Origin of the sequence: Vibrio hannami (assembly GCF_029589055.1) — a bacterium.
In the GTDB taxonomy this organism is placed as follows: domain Bacteria; phylum Pseudomonadota; class Gammaproteobacteria; order Enterobacterales; family Vibrionaceae; genus Vibrio; species Vibrio hannami.
Genome location: NZ_JARQZP010000007.1, coordinates 606,266 through 623,949, shown reverse-complemented (window position 1 = coordinate 623,949; position 17,684 = coordinate 606,266). Strand labels below are relative to the sequence as shown.

The window sequence follows — 17,684 nt, the reverse complement described above, 5'->3', positions numbered from 1 at the left end:
CTTAAAAGATGTATTTTCCGTATTAAATACTGTGATTTAACTCTAATCCAAGTATTATTTAAGTCATACTTCTCAGCTGAAACATGGATAGTTATGAAATCATCTGTACTCATTGGCTTACTTAGCACTGTTTTCACACCAGCGATTGTTACCTCAGCATTTGCAGCAACTCTATCTGTACATTGTCCACAAGGTTGTCCAACTAACCCGGATAATAATGACCTCGTCTTCACACATATCTATGCCCTATCCAATAATCCAGAGACTAAGTTTGCAGACTGGGTAGCGTATGAAGTCAATCCTATTAATTTCGGTGCGTCTCCGGGCAGAACCTGGAAGTCCGATCCCCTGCTGGAACAAGATGAAACGCTGGAAAAAGCAGATTACAGTGGCGCTAGTTCAACATCACTGCAAGCAGACAGAGGGCATCAGGCACCGTTAGCCTCATTCGCCGGCTCCCGTTTTTGGTATGAAGCAAACTATCTGAGTAATATCACCCCACAAGACAAGGACCTGAACCAGGGACCATGGAAACAGCTGGAAGAAAAAGTCAGGAATGCCGCCACATATGACTCGCCATTGTATGTCATCACCGGCCCCGTATTTGATGAAAAGATGCCAAGCCTTCCAAAAGCTGATGAAAACCATACCGTGCCATCCGGTTACTTTAAGGTGATTTACGATGGAAAACATTCAATCGGCTTTTTAATGGCTCAGAATGTTAAACGAAGCGAAAACGCCTGTTCCAAAATAGTCAAACTTGAGGAAATTCAAACGCAACTCTCTTTCACTCTTCCTAAGTTGCCATTCGACACAGAGCTTCAGGAAAAATTAGGCTGTTGGTAGAAACGGACTGTTAAAATTAAGAAGAGCTCTGGAAGTGAGAGCCCCCTTTCGGGGGCCAGCCACTCTAGCCGTATGGCGTTAATTAAGCACCCTGATACCCAGGCACACGGAACATTTTTCTACAACTATCTAAAAAGTAGCCGTAAAGAATACCCATGCCACACGAAAGCGCCGCGTTAACCGACACTGCAGAAATAATCTGTTCAGTTGACGCGCCTACAGACAGTAAGATAGCCACATACACCGGGGACTGAAATGTAACAAAAGCAAAAAGATCTGAAACGTTTTTTGCAAAAGAGCCAGTAGCAACTTTCGCACCCTGTCTAACTACCCAGTCCCTATAAAGGCCATACGGCACCGCTATAGCAATGTTGACCGGTATAGAAACCAGTCTTGAAGCCAATGATTTTTCAAAGCTTAAACCCGAAATGAATACCTCGATCGCCATCCCTGTGATAAAGCAGAATACAACCATCGCAAAAGTATCTGCTGCAAAGTTCCTTAAGTTAAAAGGAGCGCGAACCTTCATTTACATCCTCTACAAGAATAAATATCTAGATTAATTATTGATATGCAATATTATAAACTGGCTTAAAGACCATAATCCAGCAGTGCGCGCTATTAAAACAGATTTTTTATAGTTTTATATTTTATATTTAAAATAGTTTTATGAATATTGCACTAGTTTTTTAACAGGAATCAGTCAGATTCTCTGAGTATTGATATCAACATCAGATCGATCCACCAGTAACCTGTCTTTTGGGTTTAGCCTGATGAATTATCTTGGTAGGATACTGCTATTATTCCAATCAAGGACATATCGTGACACTACAAGAATTACTTCAGTTGCCCGAGTTAGAAGGTAAGCTGCTTGGTGAATCCCAAACTATTGGATTCGTGACCGCAATGGCATGCGCCCCAAACGTTTTAGACCCAGCAGAATGGCTACCATTCCTGTGGGGAGGAAGAAACAGCGCCCTTTTCTGATGGAGAGCAGCTAGAAACTTATGCAGGTCTTGTTGTCGATATCTGGAACGAAGCAAGACCAGCGCTTCTGGACGGAAAGTGGCAATGGCCAGAAGGATGCACGTTGGACGACGAAGATATCGTCTCAACTCAAACCCGAGATTTTTGGAAGGCGTCTTACAAGGTTATCAGCTTGCACGAGACGATTGGGAAACGCTGATGCCTGAGCAAAGTGAAGATAACGCTCTACTAGGTGGTGTACTTCTTTCTCTGAGCATGCTTTACGATCCGGAAACCGCACTGACTACACTTCAGGAGCAAGGCATTGAAGGACTTGAACAGTTTGAAGAGATTTTTAACGCTGTACCTGTAATGCTCTGTGGCTTAACCCAACGTGGAGCCGTATTGGCAGAACAGCAATAAACGCATACAAATAAGGGGCTCGTTGAAGCCCCTTAGTTTTTTTAGATGCAAGCTGATAACCGCTTAAGCATTGCCCTTCACTTCCATCTGAAGTTGTTCTGCAAAATCAAGCATGCGGTTTAGTGGGATAAGCGACTTAACACGAACGTCTTCATCAACAAAGATTTCATGCTCTTTACTGTTACCCGTTAAAGCACTCTCAATAGCAGCCAGACCATTCATCGCCATCCACGGGCAGTGAGCACAGCTACGACAAGTCGCACCATTACCCGCTGTTGGTGCTTCCATAAGCTCTTTCTCAGGAACCAGTTGTTGCATCTTAAAGAAGATGCCTTTATCCGTCGCAACAATAAGCTGCTTATGTGGAAGCTCTTTTGCCGCTTTGATCAGCTGGCTGGTTGAACCAACTGCGTCTGCCAATTCAACAACACTTGCTGGTGACTCAGGGTGAACCAGTATTGCCGCTTCCGGATAGAGTGCCTTCATATCCTTTAGAGCCTTAGAAGAAAACTCATCATGAACCACACACTCGCCCTGCCACAAAATCATGTCAGCACCGGTTTGATTCTTGATATATGAACCTAAGTGGCGATCCGGCCCCCAGATAATTGGTTTATCTTCCGAGTCCAGATGTTCAACTATTTCTAATGCAATACTAGAGGTTACGACCCAGTCAGCACGCGCTTTAACCGCAGCAGAAGTATTGGCGTAAACCACAACAGTATGGTCTGGATGTTGATCGCAAAACTCTGTGAATTTATCAGCAGGGCAACCCAGATCCAATGAACATTCAGCCTCAAGGTTCGGCATCAAAATGGTCTTTTCTGGCGTAAGAATTTTTGCTGATTCGCCCATAAAACGCACACCTGCAATAATTAGTGTGGTTGCTGAATGACGGTTACCAAACTTCGCCATCTCCAGAGAATCCCCAACAAAGCCGCCTGTCTGTTCAGCCAATGCCTGGATTTCTGGGTCTGTATAATAATGGGCTATCAAAACCGCATCTCGCTCTTTAAGCAACCTCTTAATATTTTCTATATGAGTCTGCTTTTGCTCTTCTGTAAGAGGTACTGGCTTAGGAGGAAATGGGTATACGGTATTTTCGATAATATCTAATATGTGGCTCATTGCTCTGCTCACGCAATTTCCTGTAATCCGCGCATTGTACACCCGATAGTGTTTTTAGTTCCACTACCAATGAGGTATACATAAGTCTAAAGAGTTTTAATCTAAAGTTAAGACAATAAAAAAGGCCACCCTATGTGGATGACCTTCCATTATTGGCTCTATCGGAAAAGCTCGTTTTATTTCTCTATGCGAGATTTTGCGGTTTTCGCCGATGCGCTATCAGGGTACTCATCAATAGCCTGCTGGTAATACTTATTAGCCACGTCCGGCTTTTTGTTTCTCTTAGCAATATCGCCAAGTTTAACTAAAGCATCCGCTCTTTTTCCAGAATCAGTAAATGAAACCACAGACGCGAAATGCTTGGCAGCTTCAACATCCTGCTTCTTAGCAAAGTACAATTGACCTAGCCAGTAGTTTGCATTTGGCGAGTAAACTGAATCCGGGTAAGTAGCCTGAAACTGATTCAGTGCTTCCAGGGCACCTGAGTAATCTTTTTTAGTCAGGATAAGATCGACAGCAGCCTCGTAGTCTTCTCTTTCTTTCTGATTACTTGAAAAGGTTCCCGCACTTTTCAGCTCGGCTTTTTCTTGAGCGGCTTCTTCCGGAAATTGAGACGCTGTCTGAGCCTGGCTTCTTACACGATCCAACTCCAGAAAGAGTTCTCTCTGGCGATCTAATAGCTTTTTGATTTCGTAGCTGTTTCTTTCTACCAATCCACGTAAGTCACTCATCTCAGCCGTCATATCATCCATTTGCTGTTGCATTTGGATCTGTATACGGTTTCGATTTTGCAGTAGACGTTCAAGGCGCTGAACTTCATTCTCGGGAGAGGCAGGAGTGGAAACGGGAGTAGAGTTACTTTCGTTTATATTTGATACTGGAGCTGGTGCAGCGAGAGTGGTTCCCGCTGCACTTGCCAGTAACACAAGCGAAACAGCTCGCTTTAAGTTACTGAACATGAGGTATATCCTCAATTAGTATACGATAACCGCACGACGGTTTTTCGCGTAAGCTTCTTCGCTCTGACCTAGAACTAGAGGCTTCTCTTCACCGTAGCTAACGATTTCGATTTGATCTGCTTGTACACCTAGAGCCTGAAGGTACTTAGATACCGCCATTGCACGACGCTCGCCTAGTGCGATGTTGTACTCTGGAGTACCACGCTCATCTGCGTGACCTTCAACCTGTACTGTGATAGATGGGTCTTTACTTAGGAACGCAGCGTGTGCAGCTAGCATTTCTTCGTAATCACCAGAAACTGTTGCGTTGTCGAACGCAAAGAAAACGGTTTGGTTTTGACGAAGCGCCTGCTCTTTTAGCTCTTGCTCAGAAAGTTGAGCATCTGCGTCCATTGGAGTAACTACTGACGTATCTGTAGTGTTAGCTGCACCAGCTTGCTGGTTTGTAGTTGTTTCAGATGAAGCATCTGTCGCTTCGTCGCTAGAACTACATGCAGTTACAGCCAGTACTGGTAGCGCAATCAGAAGCCCTTTCAGAACCTTATTAAGTTGCATCTTATTTCTTCCTTTACTTTATAAAAACTTAGTTGCTACAAAAACGGAGACCAGGCGGGAGCTCTAACACGCCCATTTGTTGCCGGTAATCTAGCTTTAAATCGTCCATCTATAGACACCATAGAAAGAACGTTTCTCTTTCTGTACATAGAGCTATAGATGACCATGCCACCATTAGGGGCGATACTTGGAGACTCATCCAGAAGTGTTTTTGTTAACACCTGAACAGCTCCGGTTTCCAGATCCTGCTTAGCCAGATTAAATCCTGAGTTCGAACGGTTCACCATTACCATGAAACGCCCATCAGGAGTAATTTGACCACCCAGATTCTGACTACCTTGCCATGTCAGACGGTTTGTTGAACCGTCCTCCAAATTTACTTGATAAATCTGCGGTTTACCACCCCGATCCGAGGTAAATATCAAAGATTGACCATTCGGATGCCAAAATGGTTCAGTATTATTTGATCTGCCGCGAGTAATTTGTTTGAGACGACGTGTCTGCAAATCGAGAACATAAACCTGTAAGCTTCCGGTCTTTGACAAAACCAGTGCCAACTTGCTGCCATCCGGAGAAAACCTTGGCGCACCATTATGACGAGGAAATGACGTTAGCTTTTCACGCTTACCTGTGTAAATGTTCATCAAAAAGATTTCTGACTGACCATTTTCAAAGCTTACATAAGCCAACTGCTTTCCATCTGGTGACCAAGCTGGAGACATCAGTGGCTGCTTCGAACGAAGTACCATACGTTCGTTGTAACCATCGTAATCCGCAACACGAAGTTGGTAAGGATACTTGGCGTCATCGTTTACAACCACGTAAGCAATTCGTGTCAGGAACGCGCCTCTTTCACCAACCAGTTGCTCGTAAACCAGATTGGATATCCTATGCGCGTAACGGCGCATATCTTTTGACTTCAAGTTATTCTTGTTTTTGTGGAAATGAACATGGTCCTTAGTCACAACAAGCTCACCAGTCGCAGGATCTAAGCCTTCACTCTTTCCACCAGTTAACTGCCCTCTTACTACATCAATTAGCTGGTAGTTAACGTTATATGTACCGTCGGCGTTCTTTGTAATCGTTCCAGTTAATAACGCGTCCACACCTAAACGAACCCAGGCGTTGTAATCAACTTCAGTATCACTATACGGCGTTTGTGGCATCTGGTTCACTTTCACCGGGCTGAACTTACCACTACGCTGCAAATCAGATGCAATAACTGCCGACAAATCCTGAGGAAGAGGCTCTGTTCCCTCCCACTTGAACGGTACAATCGCTATAGGTCTGGCAGAATCAATACCTTCAGTAATGACTAGCTCCAGCGCAGCGTTTGCCACACTTACCATTCCAAAAAATAAAATAACAATACTTGTTAGCAGTCGTTTAATCACAACCCTTTCCTTTTACTATTCTGGCGCTACAGTCAGATTAATATTTCTAACTTTCTCAATTACGTCTTTTTCTGTTGGTAAAGGAAAGCTTCCCACCTGCGCAACCGCTCGCTTTGTAGCAGCACACAAACGTGAGTCACCCTCGATTACTTTTGCGTCATTAAGCATCATATCTGCACCTGTTGGTAGCAACCTAAGGTTTACCTTGCAGGTTTTGCCTCGATACGAGTCTTCCATTAATAAGTTTTGCTGGATCAGTTGGCGATAAATCGCACCGTAGCGATCCGCTTCAGAAGCCACATGTCTTGCTGCTGCTGAGTTGTTCTGAGCAGCTTCTTCCTGTAGTCCAGAGAAAATATCCCCTAAAGCTGCTTCTTGTTCTTTACGTTCGCGCTCTAGTCTTTCTAATCGCTCTGTTTCTACACGCGCTTTCTCGGCAGCTTCAGCAGCGGCCTTTTCCTTCGCTACTCGTTCCCGCTCGGCTTTTTCTGCTTTTTCACGTTCAACTCGAGCTTTTTCTTCTGCTTGTTTAGCCGCTTTCTCTTTAGCTATTCGTTCTGCTTCCGCTTTTTCGATAGCTGCCTGCTTAGCTTTACGCTCTTCTTCAGCTCGTTTTATCGCTTCCTGCTTTTTCTTACGTTCAGCTTCGGCTTTTGCCGCCAGAGCCTTTTCCGCTTTTAAGCGTTCCTGCTCTTTCTTAACTCGTTCTTGCTCAAGCTTAACTTTCTCTTGCTCAGCCTTGCGTTTTTTCTCTGCCTCACGAGCGGCTTTATCCGCTTTGGCTTTGTCTTCTTTGAGCTTGCGGATACGAGCCTCTTCGGCTTTTCGATTTTTCTCTAGCTGCTCACTTTGCTTACGCAATTTATCCAAACGCTCCTGCTCAGCTTTGGCCGCTGCCTGACGCGTTTTTCTGATCTCCTGAGCTTGTTTTCTCACGACATCGGGATCAATTACCACAGCCTGAACCAGATTGCCGCTAGGCTTTGGTTTAGACATGGTAAAGTCTGTTCCCCATATCAGTGCCACTACCAGTAGCAGATGGAGGAAAAGAGATATTAAAATCTCTTTTGTATAATTCTTATCGCTCTTCATTTACAGCTTAAGCTATTCCCTGATTTCTGTTAGCAGTCCTACTTTCGGAATCCCGGCTCTGCTTAATTCGTCCAGCACAAGCACCACTTCTGCGTATGGCGTAGAAGCGTCTCCACCAACCGCAACTGGAGATTCTGGCGCAATAGACAGTTCGGCTTTAACACGAACAATAATATCTTCCAATGACAGGCCTCGTTTGACCTCTTCGTCATTAACGCTTAATCCCAGGTTACCTTGGTCATCAATTTCCACAATGATAAAGCTTGCATCGCTATCACCAGCCAATTCAGAAGCTGGTTTCGCTGCTGAAGTCTGAGGAAGCTCAACTTCAACGCCCTGAGTAACAAACGGAGAGGTAACCATAAAGATAATAAGCAGAACCAGCATAACGTCGATATAAGGTACGACGTTAATCTCTGCTGTCATTTTACGCTTTTTAGGTTGATAACCCGCCATGCTTATTCCTTCTCACTCATCGCCTGACGGTGAAGAATACTGTGGAACTCTTCTGAAAAAGTCGCAAAGTTATGTTCTAGCTTACCAACACGGTTACTCAGGTTGTTATAAGCCATTACAGCAGGTATCGCTGCAAACAGACCCATTGCTGTTGCTACAAGTGCCTCTGCGATACCGGGAGCAACCATAGCCAACGTTGCCTGCTTAACTTCGCCTAATGCAATAAAGGCATGCATGATACCCCAGACCGTACCGAACAGACCAATGTAAGGGCTGATTGAACCTACTGTTGCCAGAAATGGAAGATTGGTTTCAAGCTCTTCAACTTCACGAGCGACTGCAACACGCATCGCACGGCCAGTACCATCCATGACTGAGTCAGCTGATGAACCCGTCGTTCTTCGAAGGCGAGCAAATTCAGTAAAGCCTGAATAGAAGATCTCTTCTGAGCCTGAGATTTCATCTTTACGTTTTTTAACGTCCTGATAAAGGCGAGAAAGGTCTTGAGTTGACCAGAATTTATCTTCAAAGGCATTACTATCGCGAATTGCTGTGGTGAGCACCTGACTACGTTTAATAATCATCGCCCAGGAAACAACGGACATTCCAAGGAGGATAAGCATGACAATTTTAACGAGTAAACTTGCCTGTAAAAAAAGATCTAAAATCGAAATATCAGCTGTCACTGTTCTTCAACTCCGCAATAATCGAGACTGGTATAGCTTGTGGTTTCATCTTCTGGTTGTTGACGCATGCTACCTTAACCGTTGATTGGCACAACGTACGGCCTTCAAGATTGACAATCTTCTGACAGAAAGTAATCGATGCTTTTTTCAACTCATTGATTGTTGTCTGTACTGTTAATTTTTCGTCAAGCCTCGCACCCTGACGAAAATCTATATCCATGTGTCTGACAACGAAGCCGATGTTTTGTTCTAATAAAATTTGCTGGGACACACCAACACTGCGTAACAGCTCTGTGCGCGCTCGTTCAAAGTATTTTAGATAATTAGAATGATATACAACACCACCCGCATCCGTATCTTCGTAATAAACGGTCACAGGCCATTCAAATAGAGAAGTCGTCAATTCCTGCACAACTCAATACCAGGTTAATTCTGTCAATAATAACGCTCAACTATACATGATGAATGCGGCAATAGTACGAAAACGTTGAATTTTTTTCAGGAAAATAGGAGTAGCTACCATTTAGCCACTCCTGTTTGGATAGAAATTATACGAAGAAGTAAAGAAATGTAAGATAACCGAGCACTAGTAGCGAAATGTACGGACTAAACAGAACGCGCCAGTACCAGTTAATCGGCGTGAAACCCACTCCAAAAATAACGCCAGTACAGATCGCCCAAATCATTAACGGACTAATTACCGTATTGAATCCACCAATCGCTTGCGCATATTGAGTTGGTTCCCATAGAACTAATCCAGCATGCATAAACACCATCAATATTGAAAGAGCCCTGAAAAGGGCTCTTTCTACAGGACGATGTATCTCAGCAACCTTTGTAGCCAAGTTACTCATCAGCAATTACTCACTGTCTTTGTCCATCATTTCTGAATGCTCTAGCCAAAGAGCATTAATGATGCCGAATGCACAGGCTAACAGTACGCCCAAAATCCATGCAAAATACCACATATTAATATCTCCTTAGTAAAGTGAATTCTTGTTTTCTTCGATGAAGTTTTCATCCAGACGACCAAACATCTTGTAGTACGACCATGCTGTGTATGAAAGAATGATTGGCACAAATACAGCTGCTACCGCAGTCATAATCTGCAGTGTCAGCTCACTGGACGTTGAATCCCACATTGTCAGGCTGTGGCTTGGGTTTAGCTCTGAAGGCATTACGAATGGGAACATTGTAAAGCCAGCAGTCAGAATTACACCCGCAGCAGTCAGACTAGAGAACAAGAACGCAAAACCATTTTTTTCTGCCTTCGTAGCAACGATAGTTAGCAATGGCATTACTACCGCAAGGATAGGCGCAGCCCACATAAGAGGATATTTGTGGAAGTTTGCCATCCATGCACCTGCTTCACGAACCACTTCTTTGTTCAGAGGGTTAGATGCAGCAAGCGTATCGATTTCACTCTTGATAGCGTAGCCATCGATAAACTGAATCCAAATACCAGCAAGAACCATTAGTCCTGCAACCACAAGTGAAGAGATCACACTGAAGTTACGTGCACGTTCATATACTGCGTCCGTGGTCTTCATCTGTAACCAAGTAGTACCCATCATGATGAACATACCAAGGCTAAGTACGCCACACACCAATGCGAATGGATTTAGCAGACCGAAGAACGAACCATGATAGGTTGGCATCATAAAGTCACTTAAAGTGAACGGAACACCCTGAAGCAGGTTACCAAACGCAACACCAAAGATAACTGGCGGAACAAATCCACTGATACTGATCGCGATATCCCAGTTATTACGCCACTTTGGATCTTCGATCTTAGAACGATAATCCAAACCGATCGGACGTAGCCACAGTGCAGCCAGCGTCACAATCATTGCAAAATAGAATCCTGAGAATGACGTTGCGTATACCAAAGGCCACGCAGCAAACAACGCACCACCAGCGGTAATCAACCACACCTGGTTACCATCCCAGTGCGGTGCAATCGAGTTAATCATTACACGGCGTTCGTTGTCCGTTTTACCAATGATAGGAACAAGCGCACCTACGCCCATATCAAAACCATCAGCAATGGTGAAACCAATTAGCAATACGCCAACCAATACCCACCAAATAAATCGTAAGGCTTCGTAATCAAACATTTTTATTCTCCCTGCTTACGCTTCAACCTGGCGGTTCACTGCATCCTGTGCAGAGTTGCCGTTTTGTTCAAAGTGGTAGCGGCCAGTTTTCAGGCTGCTTGGACCTTTACGTGCAAATTTAAGCATCAGATATACTTCTGCGATTAGGAACACTGTATAGAGTGCAATTATCGCGGCAAGTGACGCCCAAATCTGACCTGCGGAAAGCGCAGATGCTGCAACATCTACAGGAAGAATTTCACCAACCGCCCATGGCTGACGGCCATATTCGGCAACAAACCAACCCATTTCCACAGCGATCCATGGTAGCGGGATACTGAACAGTGCGGCTTTAAGCACCCACTGTTTTTGTTCTATCTTCTGGCGACATGTCTGAACAAACGCGGCACCGAATACGAATAGCATTATGAAGCCACAAGCAACCATGATGCGGAACGACCAGAACAGAGGCCAAACAGTCGGAATAGAATCATCTACTGCTGCCTGAATCTGATCTTCAGTCGCATCGACAACATTTTCTGTGTAACGCTTCAGAAGCAGGCCATAACCAAGGTCGTTTTTAACCTCATCAAATGCCTGCATGTTTGCATCAGATTTTTCGCCAGCGCGAAGTTTCTGAAGCAGTTCATACGCATACATACCGTTACGGATACGCTCTTCGTGCTCAAGCTTCAGATCAGTCAGGCCAGTGACTTCTTTTGTGATGGAACGAGTAGCGATAATACCCATAACGTAAGGGATCTTAATGGCGTAGTCCGTGTGCATGGTTTCCTGATTAGGCAGACCAAACAAGGTAAACGCAGCTGGTGCTGGTTCTGTGTGCCATTCCGCTTCAATAGCAGCGAGCTTAACCTTCTGGACATCACCTAGTTCATAACCGGATTCGTCACCCAGGACAATAACCGACAGGATTGATGCCATACCAAATGAAGCAGCGATTGCAAAAGATCGGCGTGCAAACGCGACATCACGACCTTTCAGCAGATACCATGCACTAATACCAAGGATAAACATCGCGCCAGTTGTATAACCAGAAGCGACTGTGTGAACAAACTTAACCTGAGCAACAGGGTTTAGAACCAGCTCAGAGAAACTCACCATTTCCATTCGCATTGATTCAAAGTTGAATTCAGAACCTACTGGGTTCTGCATCCAGCCGTTCGCTACCAGAATCCATAGCGCAGAAAAGTTCGAACCTAAAGCAACAAGCCAGGTAACAGCCAGGTGCTGGCGCTTAGAAAGACGTTCCCAACCAAAGAAGAACAGACCAACAAAGGTGGATTCGAGGAAAAATGCAACTAGCGCTTCGATAGCAAGAGGGGCGCCGAATATGTCACCTACATAGTGAGAATAATAGGACCAGTTAGTACCAAACTGGAACTCCATGGTCAGACCGGTTGCAACACCAAGTGCGAAGTTAATACCGAACAGCTTACCCCAGAACTTAGTCATGTCCTTGTAGATCTGCTTGTCCGTCATTACATAGAGAGACTCCATGATGGCAAGAAGAAACGCCATACCTAAAGTCAGTGGAACAAATAAAAAGTGATACATCGCTGTTAGCGCGAACTGCAACCGCGATAGATCGACTACATCTATATCTATCATTGAAACTCCTTTTGTGTCGGCTGAATGACACTGATGCTATTGCATCCATTGGGCTTAAAATTCCAACGAAGCCTTTCCTTAACGGGCCAACTTCATTGTTAACACTTTGTGTCTTAATGGTTATTATTTTGTTAAGACACTCCTAATATAGCTGGGGCTAATATTAACGCCAAACTTCCGACGTTTCAAAATTTTTATGAACAAATTTCGCCTTGATTTAAATCAAACATTCATCCTAATTTGTCATACATAGATAATTAAACTGATCGAGATCAAGTGAACCCACACGAATTTTATGGTTTTAACGTTTAAAACGTACGTTTAAGAATCAAGGCTTTTGAGAAAACTGAAAGGCGAGCGATAAGAGAGAATTATTAGAAGTGTGAAATTTATCACACATTGAATAGAGTAAAAGACTTAACTCAAGAAAGCCAGACCGAATAAGATGTTCCATCTGGCTATGAAGATTGTTACTCGTTTGTATCAAGACCGAAGTGAAGATAGGCTCGGTTAGTCGCGATTCTTCCCCTTGGCGTTCTTTGAAGATAACCCTGTTGGATCAGATAAGGCTCAAGAACATCCTCAATGGTATCCTTCTCTTCACCAATGGCTGCGGCTAAGTTGTCTAGACCAACAGGCCCGCCACCAAATTTTTCCATAATCGCCAGCAGCAATTTTCTATCCATGTAGTCAAAGCCCTGATTATCCACATCCAACATGTCCAGAGCTTTGTCAGCAATTTCTCCACAAATATGGCCATCACCCTTAACTTCCGCATAATCACGGACTCGTCTTAACAAGCGGTTCGCTATACGCGGCGTTCCTCTGGCACGTCTTGCTACTTCCATTGCGCCAGCCGGCTCCATAGACAGATTCAAGCAGTCCGCACTTCTTTGGACAATGTTCTTAAGATCTGAAACATTATAGTATTCAAGACGCTGCACGATACCAAATCGATCCCGCAGTGGAGACGTTAACGAACCCGCGCGAGTCGTGGCACCAATTAAAGTAAACGGCGGCAAATCAATCTTAATTGACCGAGCCGCAGGCCCTTCACCTATCATTATATCCAACTGGTAATCTTCCATCGCCGGATAGAGTACCTCTTCAACCATTGGGCTTAACCGGTGAATTTCATCGATAAAAAGAACGTCGTTTTCTTCGAGGTTAGTTAACAAGGCCGCCAAATCACCGGCTTTTTCTAGCACCGGCCCAGAAGTAGTCCGAATGTTCACTTCCATTTCATTAGCGACGATATTCGCCAACGTGGTTTTACCTAATCCTGGTGGACCAAAAATCAATAAGTGATCCAGAGCTTCACCCCTTTGCTGTGCCGCCTTGATAAAGATTTCCATCTGATCACGAACGTGGTCTTGTCCCTGATAATCAGCAAGTTTCTTAGGGCGGATAGCACGGTCGATAACGTCTTCTTCTCTGAACGTCGGGTTATCCGGGGCTATCAGGCGATCGGCTTCAATCATATCTTTCTCTCTGACAATCGTCTCTTATTAAACCATCGATTTAAGGGCTTCACGAATCAGGGTTTCGCTGGTCATATCATCTGTCGCAACTTGTGAAATAACTTTTGATGCCTGTTGAGGTTTATAACCTAAAGCAACCAAAGCACTTACAGCCTCTTCTACCGCGTTTGCAGACTTATCAGCAACACCACCAGACATACCGTCCATTGGAGCGGCATCTGTCGCTGGAGTAAACAGATCTCCCTCACCCCACCCTTTCAGGCGGTCTTTCATTTCTACGACCAGACGCTCTGCGGTCTTTTTACCCACGCCCGGCAACTTAACCAGTGTAGAGATGTCTTCACGCTCAACACAAGCAACAAACTGTGCGGCTGTCATCCCGGAAAGAATGGCTAATCCCAACTTAGGTCCTACACCATTTGCTTTGATCACTTCACGAAACAGAGCTCGCTCTTTCACTGTATTAAAGCCATAGAGCAACTGAGCATCTTCCCGCACAACAAAGTGAGTATAAACGATAGCTTCCTGGCCAACTTCTGGTAATTCATAAAAGCAGCTCATCGGCATTTGTACTTCATAGCCAATACCACCGACTTCAATAAGTAGCTCTGGTGGTTGTTTTTCGATAAGCATTCCGCGAAGGCGTCCAATCACAAGTGTGTTCCTTTGGATAGTAGTGACTTTTAATAGCGAAGATAGTAATAAATTACTGGCTATTTATCCAGTAAAAGATAGCAGTATGAGTTGACTAGCGATAGCGTCCCTTCTTTGCAGACGTTGCCTTACCCGCCAGCGCAATAAGAGTTTTATTGGTATTAGCATGACAGATAGCAACACCGAGTGCATCGGCAGCGTCAGCCTGTGGCTTAGCAGGAAGTTTCAGCATACTCTTCACCATATGCTGTACCTGAGCTTTATCCGCCCCACCTGTCCCCACTACTGCTTGTTTTATCAGCCTCGCGGCATATTCATAAACTGGCAGATCGGCGTTTACCGCGGCAACAATTGCACTTCCCCGAGCTTGTCCTAGCTTAAGCGCTGAGTCGGCATTGCGAGCCATAAACACCTGTTCTATGGCAAAGGCATCGGGCTGAAATTGAGTAATAATCTCTGTCACACCTGCGTATATTTGCTTTAAACGCCCCGGTAGTGCTTCCTCTGAAGTGCGGATACAGCCGCTACCCACGTAGTGGAGGTGACGTCCCTCCTGTCGTATAACACCATATCCAGTAATTCTGGAGCCAGGGTCTATACCAAGAATAATCATTAAGTGTCCTGTATGTGGGCTGCGTCAGATGAGAAATCCTATATCGGGAAGAATGTCATCGATGCAACGCTATGCACCACTTTATTTATTGTTCTGTTATTGCTGTCGGCGATGATTGCCGACATTGTGTCCTGAATAATGATCAGTTGCCCTAGAACGCGTTCGTAACTAAAGTTAGGTACACCACTTTCATCGTAGCCGTTTGATAGCAATAAAAGCGAACCATCATCGTATTTTGCATTGTTAAGTTGCCAGGCTATTTTCTCTAGGTTTCGGGCACTGTTATACAGCTTCTGTTCATCAATATCATCGAGCAAATAGAACTCAAGCTTGTTTTCATAAGAAGCTGTGAGCATCCCGGTGACACCCGCCATCAAAGCAAATACGCGGTCACCTTTAAACTCTTTTGAAAAGGCCAGGGGAAGAACGTCAACACCATCCATATACCCTAATTCAATAAATCCTTTTTCTGGGCGATCAACTGTCATCAATTGAACGAGTCTTGCATCAATTGTCATCCCAGAGTTCTTTTTGAGCTCTCGCGGGTTCCTTTTATATAGCTTGATGATCAGCTGCTTGGTAAGTGCCCTCAGATGTTCCAGGTGAATTTCCGTCACAAGGTCAACGTCTGATTTAGCCAGATTTTTAATATTAAAAGGGCGTGAATCCTTGCTGGAGCAACCAGCAAGCAGTATTCCTAATAGCGCAACCAGCACAATACGCATCCATGTATCCTTTCACCGAGTGATATCAACAAACTAGGTTGAAGGAATTCATGCAATTTATCAATTATCGGATGCAAAAAGCCGGGGCTAGCCCCGGCTTTGAATTGTTACAAAAGCAAAAATTACTCTGCTTCTTTATCCTGTGCTTTCGTTACCGCAATAGCCAGCTCTTCAAGCGCTGCTGGATTAGCAAGGCTTGGGGCGTCAGTCATCAAACACGCTGCAGCAGTTGTTTTAGGGAATGCAATTACGTCACGAATGTTCTCAGTACCACAAAGCAGCATAACCAGGCGGTCAAGACCAAATGCCAGACCCGCGTGCGGCGGTGTACCGAACTTCAGAGCGTCAAGTAGGAAGCCGAATTTTTGCTTCTGCTCGTCTTCTTCAATACCCAGGATATCGAATACCGCTGACTGCATTTCAGCATTGTGGATACGAACAGAACCGCCACCAACTTCGTAGCCGTTAATTACCATATCGTAAGCATTTGAGTTCGCCGCTGCCGGGTTCTCTTTTAGCTCCTGAGCCGATACGCTAAGCGGAGATGTGAATGGGTGGTGCATAGCATGCAGGTTACCTTCATCATCTTCTTCAAACATTGGGAAATCCACAACCCAAAGTGGCTTCCAAGCAGAAGTATCAGTAAGTTCAAGATCGATACCCACTTTAAGACGAAGTGCGCCCATTGCTTCAGCAACAACGTTCGCTTTATCAGCGCCAAATAGGATGATGTCACCAGACTTAGCACCAGTGCGCTCAAGAATACCCTTGATAACATCTTCGCTCAGGAACTTAGCAACTGGAGACTGAATACCTTCCATGCCAGCATCGATATCGTTAACCTTCATCCATGCTAGACCTTTAGCACCGTAGATACCTACGTATTTGCCGTATTCATCAATCTGCTTACGGGTTAGTTTCGCACCGCCAGGTACACATAGAACCGCTACGCGACCTTTTGCATCATTAGCCGGGCCTGAGAATACCTTAAACTCAACGTCTTTAACCAGATCAGCAACGTCCACCAGCTCAAGTGGGTTACGTAGGTCAGGCTTATCGCTACCAAAGCGGCGAATTGCTTCTTCAAATGACATAACCGGGAACTGACCAAGGTCAACGTTCAACAGCTCTTGCCACATTTCGCGAATCATTCGCTCAGTCACTTCACGAACCTGAACAGCAGACATGAACGATGTTTCGATATCGATCTGAGTGAACTCAGGCTGACGGTCAGCACGAAGGTCTTCATCACGGAAACACTTAACGATCTGGTAATAGCGGTCAAAGCCAGACATCATCAGCAGCTGTTTGAACAGCTGTGGCGACTGAGGTAGCGCGTAGAAGCTGCCTTTATGTACACGTGAAGGTACAAGATAGTCACGCGCACCTTCAGGTGTCGCTTTCGTTAGTACCGGTGTTTCGATATCCAGGAAGTCGTTACCATCAAGGAAACGACGAACAAAGCTTGATGCTTTAGCACGAAGCTTGATGTTGTTGCTCATTTCCGGACGGCGAAGATCGATATAACGATACTTCAGACGCTGTTCTTCGGTGTTGTTCTGGTTGAAGTCTAGTGGCAGCACGTCAGAACGGTTGATGATTTCCAGACCTGTAGCCAGCACTTCTACTTCACCTGTTGCCATATCTTTGTTGATTTGGCTTTCAGGACGAGCGCGAACTTCACCGGTAAACTTAATGCAGAACTCGTTTCGTAGTTGGTTGGCAACCTCAAAAACGTCCTTCATATCCGGGTCTACAACTACCTGAACGATACCTTCGCGATCTCGCATATCCACGAAAATAAGACCGCCTAAATCACGGCGACGGTTTACCCAACCGCACAGTTCAACAGTTTGTCCCACAAGGGACTTGTTCAGGTGACCACAATACTGGGTACGCATAATGAAATTCCCAATCTCTTAATTCAAATTATTCCAGTGCAGCCGGTCTACTTTCCGGTCTGCGTACGAACCCACATTTA

At 44.8% G+C, this 17,684-nt stretch carries 19 protein-coding genes and 1 pseudogene; 2 read left to right on the top strand and 18 right to left on the bottom strand.

What is annotated here, in order from left to right:
• Positions 1-93 precede the first annotated feature (93 nt).
• Complete coding sequence (locus P7F88_RS17305; protein WP_277826709.1) at positions 94-846, top strand: DNA/RNA non-specific endonuclease; 753 nt, start codon at positions 94-96, stop codon at positions 844-846.
• A gap of 82 nt (positions 847-928) precedes the next feature.
• Here the strand turns inward: P7F88_RS17305 and P7F88_RS17300 are convergent, their stop codons facing one another.
• A complete protein-coding gene (locus tag P7F88_RS17300; protein WP_277826707.1) occupies positions 929-1,375 on the bottom strand; it encodes an L-alanine exporter AlaE in 447 nt (148 codons plus the stop codon).
• 293 nt (positions 1,376-1,668) lie between these two features.
• Here P7F88_RS17300 and P7F88_RS17295 point away from each other — a divergent pair.
• A pseudogene (locus P7F88_RS17295) lies at positions 1,669-2,235 on the top strand (UPF0149 family protein).
• Positions 2,236-2,298: 63 nt separating this feature from the next.
• Here P7F88_RS17295 and nadA read toward each other — a convergent pair.
• From nadA to aspS, 17 genes are all read right to left on the bottom strand, one after another.
• Complete coding sequence (gene nadA, locus P7F88_RS17290) at positions 2,299-3,363, bottom strand: quinolinate synthase NadA (protein WP_277829215.1); 1,065 nt, start codon at positions 3,361-3,363, stop codon at positions 2,299-2,301.
• Positions 3,364-3,539: 176 nt separating this feature from the next.
• Positions 3,540-4,322: a tol-pal system protein YbgF gene (ybgF, locus tag P7F88_RS17285; RefSeq protein ID WP_277826705.1), complete on the bottom strand. Its 783-nt coding sequence runs from the start codon at positions 4,320-4,322 to the stop codon at positions 3,540-3,542.
• A gap of 15 nt (positions 4,323-4,337) precedes the next feature.
• Positions 4,338-4,877: a peptidoglycan-associated lipoprotein Pal gene (pal, locus tag P7F88_RS17280; RefSeq protein WP_277826703.1), complete on the bottom strand. Its 540-nt coding sequence runs from the start codon at positions 4,875-4,877 to the stop codon at positions 4,338-4,340.
• Between the two features lie 35 nt (positions 4,878-4,912).
• A complete protein-coding gene (tolB, locus tag P7F88_RS17275; RefSeq protein ID WP_422128149.1) occupies positions 4,913-6,271 on the bottom strand; it encodes a Tol-Pal system beta propeller repeat protein TolB in 1,359 nt (452 codons plus the stop codon).
• Between the two features lie 15 nt (positions 6,272-6,286).
• Entirely contained in the window at positions 6,287-7,363 is a 1,077-nt protein-coding gene (gene tolA, locus P7F88_RS17270; RefSeq protein WP_277826701.1) for a cell envelope integrity protein TolA, read from the bottom strand.
• A 12-nt stretch (positions 7,364-7,375) separates the two neighbouring features.
• Entirely contained in the window at positions 7,376-7,819 is a 444-nt protein-coding gene (gene tolR / locus P7F88_RS17265) for a protein TolR (RefSeq protein WP_277826699.1), read from the bottom strand.
• 2 nt (positions 7,820-7,821) lie between these two features.
• Complete coding sequence (tolQ, locus tag P7F88_RS17260; RefSeq protein WP_277826697.1) at positions 7,822-8,505, bottom strand: protein TolQ; 684 nt, start codon at positions 8,503-8,505, stop codon at positions 7,822-7,824.
• Positions 8,495-8,917 (bottom strand): tol-pal system-associated acyl-CoA thioesterase, encoded by a 423-nt coding sequence (gene ybgC / locus P7F88_RS17255; protein ID WP_277826695.1) that lies wholly within the window; start codon positions 8,915-8,917, stop codon positions 8,495-8,497. The genes tolQ and ybgC overlap by 11 nt, the downstream gene beginning before the upstream one ends.
• A 136-nt stretch (positions 8,918-9,053) precedes the next feature.
• Complete coding sequence (gene ybgE / locus P7F88_RS17250; RefSeq protein ID WP_277826694.1) at positions 9,054-9,359, bottom strand: cyd operon protein YbgE; 306 nt, start codon at positions 9,357-9,359, stop codon at positions 9,054-9,056.
• Positions 9,360-9,365: 6 nt separating this feature from the next.
• Complete coding sequence (gene cydX, locus P7F88_RS17245; RefSeq protein WP_000270284.1) at positions 9,366-9,473, bottom strand: cytochrome bd-I oxidase subunit CydX; 108 nt, start codon at positions 9,471-9,473, stop codon at positions 9,366-9,368.
• A 12-nt stretch (positions 9,474-9,485) separates the two neighbouring features.
• The gene (cydB, locus tag P7F88_RS17240) at positions 9,486-10,622 is read right to left on the bottom strand and encodes a cytochrome d ubiquinol oxidase subunit II (protein ID WP_277826692.1); all 1,137 of its coding nucleotides are present in this window, start codon (positions 10,620-10,622) and stop codon (positions 9,486-9,488) included.
• A gap of 15 nt (positions 10,623-10,637) precedes the next feature.
• Positions 10,638-12,230, bottom strand: coding sequence for a cytochrome ubiquinol oxidase subunit I (gene cydA / locus P7F88_RS17235; RefSeq protein ID WP_277826690.1), 1,593 nt, complete (start codon positions 12,228-12,230; stop codon positions 10,638-10,640).
• A gap of 470 nt (positions 12,231-12,700) precedes the next feature.
• A complete protein-coding gene (gene ruvB / locus P7F88_RS17230) occupies positions 12,701-13,711 on the bottom strand; it encodes a Holliday junction branch migration DNA helicase RuvB (RefSeq protein ID WP_277826688.1) in 1,011 nt (336 codons plus the stop codon).
• Between the two features lie 27 nt (positions 13,712-13,738).
• The gene (gene ruvA / locus P7F88_RS17225; RefSeq protein WP_277826686.1) at positions 13,739-14,365 is read right to left on the bottom strand and encodes a Holliday junction branch migration protein RuvA; all 627 of its coding nucleotides are present in this window, start codon (positions 14,363-14,365) and stop codon (positions 13,739-13,741) included.
• 94 nt (positions 14,366-14,459) lie between these two features.
• Complete coding sequence (gene ruvC / locus P7F88_RS17220) at positions 14,460-14,978, bottom strand: crossover junction endodeoxyribonuclease RuvC (RefSeq protein WP_277826684.1); 519 nt, start codon at positions 14,976-14,978, stop codon at positions 14,460-14,462.
• Between the two features lie 38 nt (positions 14,979-15,016).
• Positions 15,017-15,703 carry a hypothetical protein gene (locus P7F88_RS17215; protein WP_277826682.1) on the bottom strand — a complete coding sequence of 229 codons (687 nt, stop codon included), beginning with the start codon at positions 15,701-15,703 and terminating at the stop codon, positions 15,017-15,019.
• Between the two features lie 122 nt (positions 15,704-15,825).
• Positions 15,826-17,604, bottom strand: a complete 1,779-nt coding sequence (gene aspS, locus P7F88_RS17210; RefSeq protein ID WP_277826680.1) for an aspartate--tRNA ligase — start codon at positions 17,602-17,604, stop codon at positions 15,826-15,828.
• Positions 17,605-17,684 lie beyond the last annotated feature (80 nt).